Source organism: Chelatococcus asaccharovorans (assembly GCF_003201475.1).
Classification (GTDB): domain Bacteria; phylum Pseudomonadota; class Alphaproteobacteria; order Rhizobiales; family Beijerinckiaceae; genus Chelatococcus; species Chelatococcus asaccharovorans.
Map to the genome: position 1 here is coordinate 408,901 of NZ_QJJK01000005.1, position 16,265 is coordinate 425,165.

Annotated in this window: 14 protein-coding genes; 6 read left to right on the forward strand and 8 right to left on the reverse strand. The window is 65.1% G+C overall.

From position 1 onward, the window contains the following. Positions 1-386: 386 nt before the first annotated feature. On the reverse strand, positions 387-1,238 hold the full coding sequence (locus tag C7450_RS14035) for a DUF3108 domain-containing protein (RefSeq protein ID WP_170147240.1): 852 nt from the start codon (positions 1,236-1,238) through the stop codon (positions 387-389). 288 nt (positions 1,239-1,526) lie between these two features. Here C7450_RS14035 and rpmB point away from each other — a divergent pair, with 288 nt between their 5' ends. Together rpmB and C7450_RS14040 are read left to right on the forward strand one after the other, a co-directional pair. Then, positions 1,527-1,823, forward strand: coding sequence for a 50S ribosomal protein L28 (rpmB, locus tag C7450_RS33540; RefSeq protein WP_146227337.1), 297 nt, complete (start codon positions 1,527-1,529; stop codon positions 1,821-1,823). Between the two features lie 225 nt (positions 1,824-2,048). After that, entirely contained in the window at positions 2,049-2,612 is a 564-nt protein-coding gene (locus C7450_RS14040) for a queuosine precursor transporter (RefSeq protein ID WP_245449744.1), read from the forward strand. Positions 2,613-2,623: 11 nt separating this feature from the next. Here the strand turns inward: C7450_RS14040 and C7450_RS14045 are convergent, their stop codons facing one another. From C7450_RS14045 to C7450_RS14060, 4 genes are all read right to left on the reverse strand, one after another. Beyond that, positions 2,624-3,703 carry an esterase-like activity of phytase family protein gene (locus tag C7450_RS14045; RefSeq protein WP_245449725.1) on the reverse strand — a complete coding sequence of 360 codons (1,080 nt, stop codon included), beginning with the start codon at positions 3,701-3,703 and terminating at the stop codon, positions 2,624-2,626. Between the two features lie 5 nt (positions 3,704-3,708). Further along, a complete protein-coding gene (cobT, locus tag C7450_RS14050) occupies positions 3,709-5,610 on the reverse strand; it encodes a cobaltochelatase subunit CobT (protein ID WP_110375053.1) in 1,902 nt (633 codons plus the stop codon). Positions 5,611-5,660: 50 nt separating this feature from the next. Next, the gene (gene cobS / locus C7450_RS14055) at positions 5,661-6,647 is read right to left on the reverse strand and encodes a cobaltochelatase subunit CobS (protein WP_110375054.1); all 987 of its coding nucleotides are present in this window, start codon (positions 6,645-6,647) and stop codon (positions 5,661-5,663) included. A 309-nt stretch (positions 6,648-6,956) separates the two neighbouring features. Next, positions 6,957-7,580 (reverse strand): J domain-containing protein, encoded by a 624-nt coding sequence (locus C7450_RS14060; protein ID WP_110375055.1) that lies wholly within the window; start codon positions 7,578-7,580, stop codon positions 6,957-6,959. 232 nt (positions 7,581-7,812) lie between these two features. Between C7450_RS14060 and C7450_RS14065 the strand changes: the two genes are divergently transcribed. From C7450_RS14065 to C7450_RS14080, 4 genes are all read left to right on the forward strand, one after another. Next, on the forward strand, positions 7,813-8,094 hold the full coding sequence (locus C7450_RS14065; protein ID WP_110375056.1) for a BolA family protein: 282 nt from the start codon (positions 7,813-7,815) through the stop codon (positions 8,092-8,094). 281 nt (positions 8,095-8,375) lie between these two features. Next, a complete protein-coding gene (locus C7450_RS14070; protein WP_110375057.1) occupies positions 8,376-9,851 on the forward strand; it encodes a D-alanyl-D-alanine carboxypeptidase family protein in 1,476 nt (491 codons plus the stop codon). Positions 9,852-10,045: 194 nt separating this feature from the next. Next, positions 10,046-11,242, forward strand: coding sequence for a CobW family GTP-binding protein (locus tag C7450_RS14075; protein WP_245449746.1), 1,197 nt, complete (start codon positions 10,046-10,048; stop codon positions 11,240-11,242). A gap of 532 nt (positions 11,243-11,774) precedes the next feature. Then, entirely contained in the window at positions 11,775-13,052 is a 1,278-nt protein-coding gene (locus C7450_RS14080; RefSeq protein ID WP_110375058.1) for a GNAT family N-acetyltransferase, read from the forward strand. A gap of 169 nt (positions 13,053-13,221) precedes the next feature. Here C7450_RS14080 and atpC read toward each other — a convergent pair whose 3' ends face one another. The 3 genes from atpC to C7450_RS14095 form a co-directional block, all read right to left on the reverse strand. Further along, on the reverse strand, positions 13,222-13,623 hold the full coding sequence (gene atpC, locus C7450_RS14085) for an ATP synthase F1 subunit epsilon (protein ID WP_110375059.1): 402 nt from the start codon (positions 13,621-13,623) through the stop codon (positions 13,222-13,224). 140 nt (positions 13,624-13,763) lie between these two features. Then, positions 13,764-15,215: a F0F1 ATP synthase subunit beta gene (gene atpD / locus C7450_RS14090; RefSeq protein WP_110375060.1), complete on the reverse strand. Its 1,452-nt coding sequence runs from the start codon at positions 15,213-15,215 to the stop codon at positions 13,764-13,766. A 78-nt stretch (positions 15,216-15,293) separates the two neighbouring features. Beyond that, positions 15,294-16,172 (reverse strand): F0F1 ATP synthase subunit gamma, encoded by an 879-nt coding sequence (locus tag C7450_RS14095; protein WP_110375061.1) that lies wholly within the window; start codon positions 16,170-16,172, stop codon positions 15,294-15,296. Positions 16,173-16,265 lie beyond the last annotated feature (93 nt).

A 16,265-nucleotide genomic window follows, 5' to 3' on the forward strand; every position in this document is an offset into this window, starting at 1 on the left:
GCAGAATCAGGTTTCGTTCTCACACGAGATATTGTGGTCGGTATGCTAAGGAGGCACAAGTGGAACCGATCAGCCCCAGCACAAACGATCGGCCTGCGCCAACGAAACGACAGAGTACGGTTTCGCGCCAACGCCGGAATGCTTTGGCTGTTCGCCATAGGCCAAGGCGCCGGTCTCGATCGACACCACAAAACAACAGGCGGGAGACCTTTGCTCCGCGCCTAGTGGAGCGAATTTGACATTTGAGTCCCGCCTGACATCAAGCTCCAGATCAAATGTCAAATTCATAAGCTCCACTAGAACCAATAACTTGCTAGTGGTTCTCTTGACTCCGACATTTGCTCCGAGGGTGGTATCGGGCGGATGCAAATGTCGGAGCAGAACCACTAGTTTCTGGCCCGGACCGGCATGCGCGGATTGTTGCCGTTCACGTTCACACGCGTGGCTTCGATGACAGTGGTGCCGAGCGGGGTGCGCACTGAAATGCGATAGGGGATGAAAACCCGGTCTTCGCCAACGGGCATCAGCCAGGCTTCCATATCCTTGTTGTTTTCCATGAATTTGGTGGCCGTCCGGTCCGCGCGATGGCCGGAGATGGGCAGATAGCGCGCCCGGCATACGGCGACCGGGCCGGAATAGGTGGCGCTGCGCACCGTCTCCTCGCGGGCGTAGGACAGTTTCACATCGAAGCGCGTGGCGCCGTCGAAGACGGGAATGTTGCGGTCGCAGGCCGCCGCATTCGATGTATTGCCCGAGGACGCCGGCATCAGGAGCGCCGAAAGCGGATCAACCACGCCGCGCTTGTTCTGCTCGGTGACGGGGATGCGGTCGGGTCTCGGCTCGATCGGCGGCTTGATCTCGACGGCCTGCACGCTGCCGCCGGCCAATGCCATGCGGACGGTGATCGACTTTTCGGAATTGGCTGTCGTCACCGCGAAGGTCGCAGGCAGGATGCGATCGCCGGAGATGCTGCCCGTGGATGTGGCCGCACCCTTGCCGCCGGTGATGATGCCGGCCAAGCCCGTGAGCTGAGACCAGACATCAAGTTTGTATTGGTCTTTGACGACATCGGCCTTGATGGCGGCGATGCCGATTTTCAGGCCGAGCAGCGAAATGTCGTAGTTGGCTTCGATCGACGCGGCGCTGGCGGGCAGAGGTGCAAGCACCATGATCCCCAGCGCGGCCCGGCGGAAGCCACGTGCTGCACGGCCAGCCTTGCTGTTCCAACGCCGGATCATACTGTTGCACTCTCCATTGCGCGAGACCCGGGTTCTCTCGATCCCAGGCATCGACACAGGCCACGGGCCGAATCGCCCGTCGTTTATCGGCTGCAAATCCGTTCGAATCGTGACGCATCTCGCGTCCGATCGCAATGATATCGCGCAGGATCCTTGACGTTGCCTCATCACATCTACTATACACGCGCAACTTTCATTCAGACATCGGCGCCTCTTGGCCCGGCTGACGTCGGGACCAGCTTCTGTAGCTTTGCAAGAGTGCACCAACCAAGTTAAGGACGAAGCGTCATGGCGCGCCGCTGCGAACTCACGGGTAAGGCCGTTCTGTCCGGTCACCTCGTGAGCCATTCCAACCGCAAGACCAAGCGGAAGTTTCTTCCGAATCTGGTCAATGTGACCCTTCAGTCGGAAGCCCTGAACCGTGGCGTGAAGCTGCGCATCTCGGCGGCCGCCCTGCGCTCGGTCGAGCATCGGGGTGGGCTGGACGCGTTCCTGGCCAAGGCCCCGGAGACGGAGCTGGCGCAGAACGTGCGCGTCCTGAAGCGCGAAATCGCCAAGAAGCAGACCGAAGCGGCTGCCAGCTGAGGCTTCTTCAGAGCTTCGGCGCCTCGAGGCTTTGATGCAGGATGATCGCGCTGGCATTGTCGGCGCGATTTTTGCTGTTTGCAGTCCGGCCTGGGCTTATCTGTGCCGCGGTGCCGAAAGGGTGAGATTGAGCCGATGAACACCTCGCGCAGGTCCGCAAGTCGCACGTCCACAAGTCGCACAGTCGCAGATCTTGTGGCGCAGCTTTGGCTGCCGGTGGCCGCCATGGCCGCCGTCGTCGTTCTGTCCAACGTGGCGGTGCAATATCCGTTCACGCCCTTCGGTCTCGCGGACTATCTCACCTGGGGTGCCTTCACCTATCCCGTCTCCTTCCTGATCACCGACCTCACCAACCGGCGCTATGGGCCGAAGCTGGCCCGGCGGCTCGTGATCGTCGGCTTCATCATCGCGGTCTTCGCCTCGATTGCCGCGGCGAGCCCGCGTATCGCGATCGCCTCGGGCACGGCCTTCCTGGTCGGGCAACTGCTCGACATCTCGGTGTTCAACAATTTGCGGCGTTTGGCCTGGTGGCGTGCGCCGCTGATCGGCAGCCTCCTGGGCTCGGCGATCGACACGGCCCTGTTCTTCACGCTCGCCTTTGCCGGTGACATCACGGATGTCGCGACCTACGGCGTCGGCGGCCTTGCGGTGACGGCGCCGGTGTGGATGGCCTGGGCGGTCAGCGACTTCATCGTCAAGGTGGCGATGGCGCTCGTGATGCTGCTGCCCTATGGCGCGCTGCTCAATGTCGTGCTGCCGGCCGAGCGGTTTCAGCGCAGCGCAGGCTGATCGCTTTCCGCCTATTGCGCCTTCACCGGTGGCGCGATTGAGGCAGTATCCGCGGGCAGCAGGGCGAACTGCAGCAGTACCGTGCGCTGGAACATCGAGAAATTGTCGTCGGAGATCAGCGTGAGGATGGTTTCACCCGCGGCGTTCCGGTGCGCGGACAGACCTTCCATATTGTCGATCTCCGCGCCGAGGTCTGCCGTCAGCAGGATCTCGCCGTCGACCGCTGCGCCCGGCCGCAGGGCTGCGCGCTCGACGAGGCGCAGGCGCATGGCGAGGCTGAAGGGCGGCAGATAACGGCGTTCCAGCAGGACGAGATCGCCGCCCGGCAGGAACGCCATATCGGTGACGGCGAAGCCGTCATGGCGGACGACGCTGAAGGTGCCCCTGCGCGGGCCGGTGAGGATGAAGCCGTCCGGCCCGCCGGCGCGCGGTGGTTCCTCTGCGATGGTCACCACGGCGCCGGCGAGGGGACTACCGTGCGGCGCGACGCCGATCGCCTCGAGGCCGCGGTTTCGCCCGAGGGCTTTCACCTCCTGCGGAAGCGGCACGGCCCTGACCGGGCTGCGCGGTCCCGCCACCCCCCAGTCGAAGCGCAGCACCTCATGCGTGCGCTCAATGGAGACATAGGCCTGATGGCCCGCGATGGTGAGGCCTTCGGTATCGTAGGAGCGCGTCGCGGCCAGCGGCCGGCCGCTCGGGGAGGGCAGGAGCCCCATGACGGCATGGTCCAGGCCGACCATGCGGCCGCCGGCCTCGGCGACGGTAGCGCTGAGCCAATAGCCCTTGTCGGAGATCGCTTTGAGCTGCCCGTCCGGCGTACGTGCCAGGCCGGAGAAGCCGCCAAAGGCCTGATGCGATGACCGCAGCTGCAGGCCGCCGCGAAAGTCCAGGCGGCCGAAACGCTGCCGGTCCGGCGTGCTGGCGGCGAAGGCCGTGATCGGGATTGCGCCGATCGCGATCGGCTCCGGCCCCCTCGCGAGCACCTCCGACAGGGCGGCCCCTTGCGGCACCGCGAGCGTCACGGCCAGCATGGCGAGGCCGATCCGCAGGGAGCGGTTCGTCGCCAGCCATGCCGGTCGCCGCGCGCGCATGCCTGTCAGGCGCGTGTTGAGCGGCGCAGGCGTGCGCCGGCCCCGCGCTGAGGCACCGGCTTCTCCTCGAACAGCTCGGCGAGCTTCTCGGTCATGACGCCGCCGAGTTCCTCCGCATCGACGATGGTGACGGCGCGCCGATAGTAGCGCGTGACGTCATGGCCGATGCCGATGGCGATGAGCTCCACGGGGGAGCGCTCCTCGATCTCGGCGATGACATGCCGGAGATGACGCTCCAGATAATTGCCGGGGTTGACCGACAGCGTGGAGTCGTCGACCGGGGCGCCATCGGAGATGACCATCAGGATACGCCGTTGCTCCGGGCGCCCGAGCAGGCGCTTGTGCGCCCAGTCCAGCGCCTCGCCGTCGATGTTCTCCTTGAGCAGGCCCTCGCGCATCATCAGGCCGAGATTGCGCCGCACACGCCGCCATGGCGCGTCGGCGGCCTTGTAGATGATGTGGCGCAGGTCGTTGAGGCGTCCGGGATTGACGGGCTTGCCGTTCTGCAACCAGGATTCGCGCGACTGTCCGCCCTTCCAGGCACGCGTCGTGAAGCCGAGGATCTCGACCTTGACGCCGCAGCGCTCCAACGTGCGCGCCAGCACGTCCGCGCAGGTGGCGGCAACCGTGATCGGTCGCCCGCGCATCGAGCCGGAATTATCGATCAGCAGTGAGACGACCGTGTCCTTGAAGTCGGTGTCCTTTTCCCGCTTGAAGGAGAGAGGCTGGAACGGGTCTGTCACCACCCGCGACAGGCGGGCGGGATCGAGCATGCCCTCTTCCAGGTCGAACTCCCAGGAACGGCTCTGCTGCGCGAGCAGGCGCCGCTGGAGGCGGTTCGCCAGGCGGGCGACCACGCCTTGGAGATTGTCGAGCTGCTTGTCGAGATAGGAGCGCAGTCGGGCCAGTTCTTCCGGATCGCATAGATCCTCGGCAGCGATCACCTCGTCGAACTGATTGGTATAGACGCGGTAATCGGGCCCGCGTGGCTCGTTGTGCCGGGGCGGCGGCGGGCGCCAGGCCTCATCGGCGTCGCCATCGTCGAATTCATCGCTGTCGTCCGGTACCTCGCCCTGCGGCGCTTCCGCCGATTCGCTGGTGCCGTCCTCCATGTCGTCGCTGGCTTCGTCCGTCAGCTCGATGTCGCCCTGGTCGGCGCTGGCGTCCTCCTGGGACTCGCCCTCACCCTGCTCCTGCTTGTCGCCCTCGTCCTCGCTGTCGTCGGATTCGTCCTGCTCGCCGTCGCTTTCGGCCTCATCGGCCATGTCGAGATGGGTCAAGAGGTCGCGGATGCCGCGTGCGAACCCGCGCTGGTTCTCAATGGTGCCGAGCAAGCTATCGAGATCCTTGCCGGCTTTGGCTTCGATGACGTCGCGCCAGAGGTCCACCACCCCCTGGGCGGCGGCAGGCGGTGCGCGCCCGGTGAGGCGCTCACGCACCATCAGGGCAATCGCATCCTCGATCGGCGCATCGTCGCGATCGGTGATGCCTTGCAGATTGGCGCGCTGGAAACGCTCCTCGAGCACCGCCGTCAGGTTGTCGCCCACACCGGTCATGCGGCGTGCGCCGATGGCCTCCACGCGTGCCTGCTCCACCGCGTCGAAAATGGCCCGCGCCGCCGCGCTTTGCGGTGCAAGCTTGCGATGTGTCGCCTCATTGTGGCAGGCAAGCCGCAGCGCCATGGCATCGGCCTGGCCGCGCAACAAGGCAATGTCGTGGGGCGACATGCGCCGGGGCGGCTCGCTCAGGCGGGCCCGTCCGGGGGTCAAGGCCGGCTTGTCCGTTGAGAAGGCGACCTCGAGTTCCGGTTGCCGCGCAATGGCGCGCAACGTCGTCGCCACCGCCTGCTTCAGCGGCTCGGTCGGCGCCTCCTTCGGCGATGACGGCTTGCGATTGGAAATGGACATGGGTCTCCTGCCGCCGGGCGATCAGGGTATCGGCCGCGGCGGCTCCATCATCAGCTCAGGGCGACGTTCACGGTTGATTCCGGCAACTCCTTGCCGAAGCAGCGCTGGTAGAATTCGGCCACCAGCGGGCGCTCCAGTTCGTCGCACTTGTTGAGGAAGGTCAACCGGAAGGCAAAGGCGATATCGTTGAAGATATCCGCGTTTTCCGCCCAGGTGATCACGGTGCGCGGCGACATCACGGTCGACAGGTCGCCGTTGATGAAGGCGTTGCGGGTGAGATCGGCCACACGCACCATCTTGTTCACGATGTCGCGGCCAGCCGCGTCGCGGTAATGCGGCGACTTGGCCACCACGATGTCGACCTCGCGGTCATGCGGCAGGTAGTTCAGCGTCGCGACGATCGACCAGCGGTCCATCTGACCCTGGTTGATCTGCTGCGTGCCGTGGTAGAGCCCGGAGGTGTCGCCGAGGCCGACGGTATTTGCGGTCGCGAACAGCCGGAAAGCCGGATGCGGGCGGATGACGCGGTTCTGGTCGAGCAGCGTGAGCCGGCCCGAGACCTCGAGCACGCGCTGGATCACGAACATCACGTCCGGGCGGCCGGCGTCATATTCGTCGAACACGAGGGCGATATTGTGCTGCAGGGCCCATGGCAGCATGCCATCGCGGAATTCGGTGACCTGCAGGCCGTCCTTCACGACGATGGCGTCCTTGCCGACGAGATCGACGCGGCTGACATGGCTGTCGAGGTTGACGCGCACGCACGGCCAGTTAAGCCGCGCGGCGACCTGCTCGATATGCGTGGACTTGCCCGTGCCATGGTAGCCGGTGATCATGACGCGTCGGTTGCGGGCAAAGCCGGCGAGGATAGCGAGGGTGGTGTCCCGATCGAACAGATAGTCCGGGTCGAGGTCGGGTACATGCTCATCAGGCTGGGAGAAGGCGGGAACTTCGAGATCGGTATCGATGCCGAACACCTTCCGCACGGACAGCTTCATGTCCGGTATGCCTGACTGGTTCTCGCTCGTCGCTTGCATAGGTCCTCTCACTCCGTCGCGGCAAGCCTATGCCGCCCGTGGGGCGATTCGCATGAGTTTTCACGCCGCTGATGCGATATCGCGCCACGATTACCATGGATTGCCGTCAGGTCTCTGCCAGCACCTCTCCATACCCGCAGGCTGTGTGAGGGGTCGGCGCGCAGCAGCCCTGAAAACGAGATACAGGGCGCCGCCCAAACAGGCAAATGGGCCAGCCCATCAACTACCACATCGCGCGACGAAAACCAGCCGCGGCAAAGGCGCCCGCCATCGGTCGCAATAGCTCCGCGGTCTCGGTCGCCCCGGTGGTCAGCACAATCCCAGCGCCTTCAGCGTGTTATAGGCGCGGATAATCGCCTGCAGCCGCTCCTCGAAGGCGCGGTCGCCGCCATTCGCGTCCGGATGGAAGCGCTTCACGAGCAACTTGTAGCGGGCCTTGATCGTCACGGCGTCCACGCCTTCGTCGAGGCCGAGCGTATCGAGGGCCTGCAAGGCTGGCTTCGACAGGCGCGGCCTGGCCTCCTCCTGGCGTGCGGTCTGATTGAATGCCCGCGCGCCAAAGACGCCGAAGGGATCCTCGACATTGGCACCGGACGCGCGGGCGTTGTCCGCCGTTGGCCGGGCGCTGCCGCGCGCCGCCGCATTCATGCCCATCGTCCAGGTCGGCCGATGGCCCAGGATGGCGTCCTTCTGGAACTCGGCCACGGCGTCGTCACTCATGCCATTGAAATAATTGTAGGACTGGTTGTAGGCGCGCACATGCTCCAGGCAGAAGTGCCAATATTGGTTCTCACGCCCGCGCCCCTTCGGCGCGCGATGGTCGCCTGGCTTTTCGCAACCGGGATGCTCGCAGGTACGCGTCGCCGTCGCCGTCGGCTTGCTGGCCGTCGACTTCACCCGGATACGATCGAAGAGGCGCGAATTCAGATTCATGGTCTCAGACTACGTTTGCGCGAATACCATGGACAAGTGGTTTAAAGACACATCAGACCCGCTATAAACTCGACCCTGGCTGTAGCCGCAGCCCTGATCGCAGCCCTGGCCGTCGCTTTGGCCGCAGGCCCGCCGGTACGTGGCGACGGCAGCCCGACGCTGCTGCCGCTTCCTCTCGCCCTGCTGCCGGGCTACGAACACATGAATCCACCTTCGCCAGGAAGGAGCTCCCATGGCCCGCGCCGACCGGATCAGTGCCAAGCTCACCGCAGGTCTCAAGCCCCTCGTCATGAACGTCGTCGACGAGTCGCACCAGCATGCCGGACATGGCGGCTGGCGTGAAGGCGGTGAAACCCACTATCGCATTACTATCGTCGCAGATGCTTTTGCAGGCAAGTCGCGGCTGGAACGGCACCGGCTCGTCAATGCGCTTCTCAGGGATGAATTTGACACCGGCCTGCACGCGCTCGCCATTGAGGCCGCGGCGCCCGGCGAGGCTGTGCGCGGGCTTTGATGGTCGTATTGCACGGCGATGATGCTGCAGCAGCGGCTGAAACAGCGGCATTCTTCGCCGTCTGGTAACTTTTCTCACCGGAAACTATGGGCCTTGCCTGCAACCTGCCGTATTGTGCGGTTAGCCGTTGCCGCGCCCGAGCGGCTGGTTTCGATGTTGTTGCGTTGCGAGCCTTGACCGTTGCCCGCGGTGTGGTGCCGCTGGATCGTTTGAGTGCGCACGGGCCGTGTCCGGAATCTCTGCGTTTCCGGTATCCCGCGCTCCCTGATTAAGGTTGGACAATGACGAATGTGATCTCTCGTTGGGCGGTTGCCCCCTTCGTCGCCGCGGCGGCTGTTGGTTTTTCGATAGCATCCATTGTACCAGCCTCCGCCAACCCGACCCTCGTCGTCGACGTCGCCAGTGGCCGTGTGCTGAAATCGACGCAGGCCTCCGACCTCTGGTACCCAGCCTCGCTCACCAAGTTGATGACGACCTATCTCGTCTTCCAGGAGATCAAGGCGGGACGGCTTGCCCTCGACACGCCGCTGAAAGTCTCGGCACGCGCCGCTGCGGAGAAGCCCTCGAAGATCGGCGTCAAGCCGGGCACGGAGGTTACGGTCGACAACGCCCTCAAGATGATGCTCGTGAAGTCGGCCAACGATATCGCCGTGGTCCTGGCCGAGGGCGTGAGTGGTTCCGTCGAGGCTTTCGTGGCGCGCATGAACGCGACGGCCCAGTCGATCGGCATGTATGACAGCTACTTCGCCAACCCGAACGGCATGCCGGACGACCGCGCCCGGACGAGTGCCCGCGACCTCGCCGTGCTTGCCCGCTCGCTGATCGTCGATTTTTCCCCCTATCGCGGTTATTTCGAAATCGGCTCCATCCAGCTTGGCAAACGGACCTTCCAGAACACCAACGGCCTCGTCGGCCGGTACCCCGGGTCCACGGGGATGAAGACCGGCTTTATCTGTGCGTCCGGCTTCAATGTGGTGGCGACGGCGCAGCAAGGCAACCGTGAGCTCCTCACTGTGGTGCTGGGGGCTCCCTCTGCCGTCCAGCGCACCATCCAGGCCGCCGAGTTGTTCGATGCCGGCTTCGCGCAGTGGGGCGGGGGTGGCCCGACCGTCGACAGCTTGCCGCGCGCGTCGCAGGCAGCGCCTGCCAATCTCTATGACGAGGTCTGCGGCAAGAATCGCGGGGCCTATCTCGTCGATGACGACAATGCGGCACCCGTCAGTGCATCGGCGGGCGATGGTGGCAGCCTTGCCAATTTCTTCGCCAGCGGGCAGCGTGTGAACGGCGCGGCGGCCGTCCGCGGTTCGTCCCCCAACAGGCTCGGCCCGCGCGAGAAATTCGTGCCGCTTGCGGTCTTCATCGGCCGCACGCCGGGCGCGGAGCCGGACCCGACAGCCGTCGCGGAGACGGTGAAGCCGAAGTCGGCAAAGGCGTCCAGGCAGGCCGCAAAGACAGACGTGACCGGCAAAACCAACGCCGCCGGTCGTAAGCAGATCGAGATTAGCCGCTCCGGCAAGGGTGCCCCGGCAGCGCAGGCCACGGCCTTCGCGCCGGTCGAGCAGCCGAGCGGCAGCGCCTCCGGCGTCCTGCAAAAGGCGATCAAGCCCGCCAAGAAGCCGGCCTCGGCGGACAAGGCGACTGCCGCCAAGGCCACTGGCGGCAAGGCCACTGCAGTCAAGGCGGCGCCGGCACCGCGCCCGGTCGCGAAGGGCAACGCAAAACCGAAGCCGTTGAGCCTGACCCCGGGCAAGGACTGATCGGGGCGCAGATGGCGGGCATGCACAAAGCGCATGTTCTGTTCGAAGTGATACAATGTTACATATCGGGCGAGGCACAAGTGGCCTCGTCCTTTTGTTGTGATCACCTGCGCGCCCGACCGCCTGTCCCGGACGTGTTGCGCAACCGTCTGTGAGACCTGCCCATGACCCTGTCTCCGATGACCCTGTCTCCGATGCCTCAGCCTGAGGAATCTCACCGGGTGGCCCGCTCGAAGGGGCCCTTGCCCCCGATCCCGCTGACAATCGTCACCGGTTTTCTCGGCGCGGGCAAGACGAGCCTTCTGAATGCACTGCTGCGGGAGCCGGAGCTGGCCGATACGGTCGTCATCATCAACGAATTCGGCGAGATCGGCCTGGACCACCTCCTCGTCGAGAAGGCCGACGAGGGCATGGTGACGCTGGCGTCGGGTTGTCTGTGCTGCACGATCCGCGGCGATCTCATTTCCACCCTGGAAGATTTGCTGCGCCGCCGTGACAACGGCCGGATCATGGCCTTCCGTCGCGTGGTCATCGAGACGACCGGATTGGCGGATCCGGCTCCCGTCCTGCATACGGTCCTCTACCATCCTTATCTCGCCAAGCGTTACGCGATTGATGGCGTCATCACCATCGTCGATGCGGTCAATGGCGGGGCAACGCTGGACGCCCATATCGAGGCCGTCAAACAGGCGGCAGTGGCGGATCGTATCGTCATCAGCAAGACCGATCTGCCGGAAGCGGATGCGGCTGATCTCGCGGCGCTGAAGCGGCGCCTGGCTGCCCTCAATCCCGCCGCCTCGATCCTCGACGCCGCCCGGGGTGAAGCCACGCCTGCCGCGCTCCTCGGCATCGGGCTCTATGACATCGACGGCAAGATCGCCGACGTCAGGGCCTGGTTGCAGGCCGAGGCCTTTGATGACGATCATGGCCACGATCACGGTCACGATCACGGGCATCACCACGGGCACGGCCACGATGATCACGGTGGCCATCGTCACCACCACGACGTCAATCGTCACGATGCCCGCATCAGGGCTTTCTGTCTGACCAGCCCGCGTCCCATCAGTTCGCACAATCTTGATCTGTTCCTTGATCTCCTGCGTGCATCGCACGGTCCCAATCTGCTGCGGGTCAAAGGGATCGTCGCGCTCGCCGACGATCCCGACCATCCGATGGTCATCCATGGCGTCCAGCATGTCTTCCATCCGCCGATCCGGCTGGAGCGGTGGCCGGACGGAGACCATCGCAGTCGCCTCGTCTTCATCTTGCGTGATCTCGACGAGAGCTTCGTCTCGCGTTTGTGGAACGCCTTCCTCGGCGAGCCGGCGATCGACGCGCCGGATGCCGCGGCATTGACCGCCAATCCGCTGTCGCTCGGCGGTGGGCGTTAGAGCACGTCCGTCTGTCGCGGGCGGGCTCCCTTCAAAACTGGACGAGCCGGTTCATCGGCTTGGATGGCCTCGGCTGTTGCAGTCCAGAACCCACTCAATCCGAGCCGGGCTGGCTCCGGACACGGAGCGCCATGCGGGGGACGCTGTATGGCGCCTCTGGCGGCGTATGATTTCGAAACACTGGCGGCCGCTCTCGCCGGATCTCGGCCGGGGCGTGCCGAATGCGTGCGCGACGCGGTCCCACCCGCCGCCCGGCCCGCGCGCGCGGCTGCCGTTCCTGAAACAGTAATATCGGCAGAGGCTTCATCGGGCTTCGTGCGAGCTGGCGCCTATACTGTCGGATGCGGCTTCCGGTTTCAGTAACCGTGCCCTGCGATGAAAACCCATCACGCACATCATTGGCCCCATTGTTATCCGCAGCGGTCTAGCCTGTGGCACAGGTCTTGTTCTTTCCGGTGCAGAAGCCCCTTTCCATCGAGGAGTTGTCCTCTTCCGGGACGGGGCGCCAGTTTGAGCTGGGTGGGGATTGCGAATGTCCGACGCTTTTCCTTCCGTCGTTGCGGAACGTGCGCAAGCGGAAGCGGTCTCAGGGGGCGCCATCGCGGTGCGCGCCCGGCTTGTCCCCAAGCCCGCTCCGAGGCATTTCCCGCCCGCGGTGGAGGGGCCGCTTGGCGTCGAGCAGCGCCTGCTTCGCAACATGGGGGACTATGAGGAGGCCTGGGCCGATCTCTCGCAACGGCTGTTACAGGAAAATCCCTTCTACACGCAGGCCTTCGCGGCATCGGCGGCGCAACACCTGCCTGATGGGCGTCACGTCACGGCGGTGCTCGTCTGGGGCGGTGGCCAGGACGAGCGTGTGCTCCTCGGATTGTTTCCCGTCATCCTTCCGCGCGCGGGGATCGTTCCGGCCGCCGCGCGCCTGTGGCAACCGCCCTTGATGGCCTTTGGCGTGCCGCTGGTCGATCGAGACAATGCCCGGGCCGTGATCGCGGCCTTTCTCGACCACCTCGGCAAGCGCGGACTGCGTGGGACGGCTGTGCTGTTCCCGCTCCTGGCAGAGGACGGGCCATTCGCCGCTGCGCTGCGGGCGGTGATCGGCCAGACGGGGCGCCAGACACGGGTGTTCGGTCGCCATCGCCGCGCCATTCTGCCGGCGTCGCGCCACTCGGACGGTCTTGTCACGCTGCAAACCATCCGCAAACGCAAGGAGCTGCGGCGCCAGTTGCGACGCCTCGAGGAACGCGGCACCGTCAGCTTCACACGTGCCAGTAGTCCCGTCGCGGTGCGTGACGCGGTCGAGAGCTTCCTGGCGATCGAGGCGTCCGGCTGGAAAGCGCGGGCCGGCACGGCCATTCTGCAGCATGCGGGTGCGGTCGCTTTCCTGCGCACCATGACGCGCCGCATGGCCCATGAGGGCCGCTGCGAGGTGCATCTCCTCAACATTGGCGACCGCGCGATCGCCGCCGGCATCGTCCTGCGAAGCGGTAGTGAGGCCTTCTTCTGGAAGATCGCCTATGACGAGGCCTTCGCCCGCTTCTCGCCTGGCGTGCAGCTGACGCTGGCGCTGAGCCACGCGCAGCTCGACGATCGGACGATCGCCTATACGGATTCCTGCGCGATTGCCAACCATCCGATGATCGATCATCTCTGGCGCGAGCGCCTGTCAATTGTCGATATGCTCGTGGGGACGCGCGCCGGTTCCTCCGTTGCCATGCGGGTCCTCGGGCAGCATGAGGAAAGCCGTCGCAGGCTGCGGGTGGTGGCCAAGGCCGTGTGCCGTCGAGTCGCCGGCTGGTTTGCCCGCCGCTAGAATTTGGGGCGAAGTGGCAGCCGGTTCGTGTGAAGAAAATGCGTTAAAACAAACACTTCGAGTAATTTCGGTGAGCCGGCGAGCGATGACGAGCAGGCTCTTCACATGAAAACGGCCGCCCAGAAGGCGGCCGCGTCGAAGCGGGTCATGGGCAGCGCGGAGCGTTTGCTCAGCGCAGAACCTGCATGCGCAGCTCGGTCAGGCGCATCAGCCGGGTCGAGGCGGCCATGCGGCCGGCATCGCTGGTGGCGGACGCCACAAGCGTCTCGACGGATGTGATCTCGACGTCAAGCACCTCGGGGCTGAGTTCAGCAACGGGGACCGCATAATCCGCGAGGATCGAAATGTTGTCGGGCCGGATCTCGGCGAGGCCGCCACGGACGAACAGGCGCTGCGACGAACCCGCGCCGGAATCGATCGTGATGATGCCTGGCTCGAGAACGGCGATCACCGGTGCATGCCCGGGCATCACCTGCATTTCACCCGCGACGGACGGAAGGATGACGCTGGCGACGTCGCCCGAGAAGAGAAGTCTTTCGGGCGCGACCAGCTCAAGCGGAACGGTGGCCATGGCTCAATCTCTTTCGATCTCGCGCGCGTCTGAGGCGCAGTAAACGCAATGTCCAGGCTGCGACCCGCCGGTGGGCGACCACAACATCTGGCTTCGTCACGCGGATGCGCGCCGCCCGCGCATCCGTGCATCGTACAGGCTTAGGCCGCCGCTGCGGCGAGGCGCTGCGCCTTCTCGACGGCCTGTTCGATGGTGCCGACCATGTAGAAGGCGGCTTCCGGCAGGTGGTCGTACTGGCCTTCGACGAGGCCCTTGAAGCCCTTGATCGTGTCCTCGAGGGCGACGAGCTGGCCAGGGGCGCCCGTGAACACTTCGGCGACGAAGAACGGCTGGCTGAGGAAGCGCTCGATCTTGCGGGCGCGGGCCACTGTCGTCTTGTCCTCTTCGGACAGTTCATCCATGCCCAGGATCGCGATGATGTCCTGGAGGGCCTTGTAGCGCTGCAGGATCTGCTGGACGCGACGCGCCACGTCATAGTGCTCCTCGCCGACGATCTGCGGCGACAGCATGCGCGAGGTGGAGTCGAGCGGGTCCACGGCCGGGTAGATGCCTTTTTCCGAGATGGCGCGCGACAACACCGTCGTGGCGTCCAAATGGGCGAAGGAGGCGGCCGGGGCCGGGTCGGTCAGGTCGTCGGCCGGCACGTAGATCGCCTGAACCGAGGTGATCGAGCCCTTCGTGGTGGTGGTGATGCGCTCCTGCAGCTGGCCCATGTCGGTCGCCAGCGTCGGCTGGTAACCCACCGCCGAGGGGATGCGGCCGAGAAGCGCCGACATTTCGGAGCCCGCCTGGGTGAAGCGGAAGATGTTGTCGATGAAGAACAACACGTCCTGGCCCTGATCGCGGAACTGCTCGGCGACCGTGAGCCCGGTGAGGGCGACGCGGGCGCGGGCGCCCGGAGGCTCGTTCATCTGGCCGAACACGAGCGCGCATTTGGAACCGGCGGTCGAGCCGTTGTTCTCATGCGGATCCTTGTTCACGCCCGACTCGATCATCTCGTGATAGAGGTCGTTACCCTCGCGGGTGCGCTCACCGACGCCGGCGAACACGGAATAGCCGCCGTGGGCCTTGGCGATGTTGTTGATCAGTTCCTGGATCAGCACGGTCTTGCCGACGCCGGCGCCGCCGAACAGCCCGATCTTGCCGCCGCGGGCATAAGGCGCGAGCAGGTCGACGACCTTGATGCCGGTGACCAGGATCTGCGCGTCCGTGGACTGCTCGGAATAGCTGGGCGCCTCGGCATGGATGGGGCGCAGCGCCTCGGCCGGGACCGGGCCGGCTTCGTCCACCGGCTCGCCGATGACGTTCATGATGCGGCCGAGCGTGCCGGCACCCACAGGCACCATGATCGGCGCCCCGGTGTCCTTCACCGGCTGGCCGCGAACAAGACCTTCGGTCGTGTCCATGGCGATGCAGCGCACCGTCGATTCGCCGAGCTGCTGGGCCACTTCGAGCACCAGGCGGTTGCCGTGGTTCGTCGTTTCCAGCGCGTTCAGGATTTCCGGCAGATGCCCGTCGAACTGCACGTCGACGACGGCACCGATGACCTGAGCGACGCGCCCACTCGTTACCGGCTCTTGCTTCGTTACCATGGGGAAACTCCCGTCCGAGCCCGTCCGGGCCTCATCAAACTACAATCAGTGCCGCTGGAGCGGCCGTCCTCAAATGCGTCAGACCGCCTCGGCGCCCGAGATGATCTCGATCAGTTCCTTCGTGATCATGGCCTGACGCGAGCGGTTGTAGAGCTGCGTCTGCTTCTTGATCATTTCGCCCGCGTTGCGGGTGGCGTTGTCCATGGCTGACATCTGCGCACCGTAGAACGAGGCGTTGTTCTCGAGCAGGGCGCCGAAAATCTGGACCGCCAGATTGCGGGGCAGCAGGGTGTTGAGGATCTCCTCCTCGTCCGGCTCATAATCATAGACCAGACCGGCGACTTCCCCGTCATCGGCGGCCTCGACATTGGCCGGAATGATCTGCTGGGCGGTCGGGACCTGGGCAATGACCGAGCGGAAGCGCGAGTAGAACAGCGTCGCCACGTCGAACTTGCCTTCGTGGAAGAGGCCGATGATCTTCTGCGCGATATCTTCGGCATGCTCGAACCCGAGCACGCGGACCGAACGTAGCTCGATGAGCTCGATGATGTCCTTGGCGAAGTTGCGGCGCAGCTGGTCATAGCCCTTCTTGCCGACGCAGAAGAACTTCACGCGCTTGCCTTCCGCGATCAGCGCGTTGGCCCGCTCGCGGGCAAGGCGCACGATGGCGGAATTGAACGCACCGCAAAGCCCGCGCTCACCCGTGCAGACGATCAGCAGGTGCGTTTCGGCCAGACCCGTGCCGACCAGCAGTCGCGGCGCACCCTCGCGGGATGGCATCGCATTCGCCAGATTGGCCAGGACGTGAGACATGCGCTGCCCATAGGGGCGGGCGGCCTCGGCGGCCATCTGCGCGCGACGGAGCTTCGCCGCGGCCACCATCTGCATGGCCTTGGTGATCTTCTGCGTCGCTTTAACGGAGGCGATGCGGTTGCGAAGGTCTTTTAAGCTCGGCATCAGGACCTACCCTCTCCCCATGCCGGGGAGAGCTGGAGAGGGGATGGGGCGCAAACGAAGGAGAGGTCAGCGTCTGCCTTCCTCTCCCCGCCC

What these genes read in the sequence shown, in the direction of transcription:
- C7450_RS14045 (WP_245449725.1), bottom strand. Translation starts at nt 3,703, where the DNA reads ATGCGCGCGCGGCGACCGGCATGGCTGGCGACGAACCGCTCCCTGCGG.
- C7450_RS14060 (WP_110375055.1), bottom strand. Translation starts at nt 7,580, where the DNA reads ATGAATCTGAATTCGCGCCTCTTCGATCGTATCCGGGTGAAGTCGACG.
- C7450_RS14035 (WP_170147240.1), bottom strand. Translation starts at nt 1,238, where the DNA reads ATGATCCGGCGTTGGAACAGCAAGGCTGGCCGTGCAGCACGTGGCTTC.
- cobS (WP_110375054.1), bottom strand. Translation starts at nt 6,647, where the DNA reads ATGCAAGCGACGAGCGAGAACCAGTCAGGCATACCGGACATGAAGCTG.
- C7450_RS14040 (WP_245449744.1), top strand. Translation starts at nt 2,049, where the DNA reads ATGGCCGCCGTCGTCGTTCTGTCCAACGTGGCGGTGCAATATCCGTTC.
- atpC (WP_110375059.1), bottom strand. Translation starts at nt 13,623, where the DNA reads ATGGCCACCGTTCCGCTTGAGCTGGTCGCGCCCGAAAGACTTCTCTTC.
- cobT (WP_110375053.1), bottom strand. Translation starts at nt 5,610, where the DNA reads ATGTCCATTTCCAATCGCAAGCCGTCATCGCCGAAGGAGGCGCCGACC.
- C7450_RS14075 (WP_245449746.1), top strand. Translation starts at nt 10,046, where the DNA reads ATGCCTCAGCCTGAGGAATCTCACCGGGTGGCCCGCTCGAAGGGGCCC.
- C7450_RS14095 (WP_110375061.1), bottom strand. Translation starts at nt 16,172, where the DNA reads ATGCCGAGCTTAAAAGACCTTCGCAACCGCATCGCCTCCGTTAAAGCG.
- C7450_RS14080 (WP_110375058.1), top strand. Translation starts at nt 11,775, where the DNA reads ATGTCCGACGCTTTTCCTTCCGTCGTTGCGGAACGTGCGCAAGCGGAA.
- atpD (WP_110375060.1), bottom strand. Translation starts at nt 15,215, where the DNA reads ATGGTAACGAAGCAAGAGCCGGTAACGAGTGGGCGCGTCGCTCAGGTC.
- C7450_RS14065 (WP_110375056.1), top strand. Translation starts at nt 7,813, where the DNA reads ATGGCCCGCGCCGACCGGATCAGTGCCAAGCTCACCGCAGGTCTCAAG.
- C7450_RS14070 (WP_110375057.1), top strand. Translation starts at nt 8,376, where the DNA reads ATGACGAATGTGATCTCTCGTTGGGCGGTTGCCCCCTTCGTCGCCGCG.
- rpmB (WP_146227337.1), top strand. Translation starts at nt 1,527, where the DNA reads ATGGCGCGCCGCTGCGAACTCACGGGTAAGGCCGTTCTGTCCGGTCAC.